This window comes from Streptomyces sp. AC627_RSS907, from assembly GCF_019049165.1.
The window spans coordinates 1-551 of record NZ_JAGMUE010001372.1 but is presented as its reverse complement, the minus strand read 5'-3'; the positions used below and the strand labels follow the sequence as shown (position 1 = coordinate 551).

Genomic DNA, 551 nt, shown 5'->3' with positions numbered 1-551 from the left:
CCTCGGTGTGTCGCAGTACGAGCCGGGCGGCGTCCGTCAGCCGCACCCGCCGCCCGTGCGCCTCGAGGAGCGGCACGTCCAACTGCTTGGCCAGCCCCGAGAGCTGCTGCGAGACCGCTGACGGCGTCATGCGCAGGGCCTGGGCCGTCGCGGTGACCGTGCCCAGCTCATCGAGGGTGCGCAACACGCGGAGCTTTCTGACATCCCAGTCCGCCATGGGGAAAAGCTACCCAGCCCGACCCCACGGGGAGCCCACCGCGCACGCCCGGGGCCAACGCCTCCCCCACCCGGCCGACGACTGGCCGGGCACGGCCCGGGGCTCGCGGTGGTGTGGTGCGTCGGGGGCCGTACGTGTGCGACCCGGCGGCGGTCCGGCGCGCGCTAGCGGATACGGTCCCGGCGCCCGGGCACACCAAAGGCGCTCGCGGCGTACGCCGCGAGCGCCTAGCGGTGGAGCGGGGCTTCAGCTCGTGGTCTGCTTGTCGCTCTTGCTGCCGATCATCACGAGGCCCGCGATCACGAGGAACGACACGATGGGAGCGGCGACGTAG

General features: G+C 73.3%; 1 protein-coding gene. It reads right to left on the bottom strand.

Features of this window, described 5'->3' with window-relative positions; translation table 11 throughout:
• A partial coding sequence (locus tag KUM32_RS41985; RefSeq protein ID WP_217146860.1) for a LysR family transcriptional regulator occupies positions 1 to 217 on the bottom strand: 217 nt, incomplete at its 3' end.
• Positions 218 to 551 lie beyond the last annotated feature (334 nt).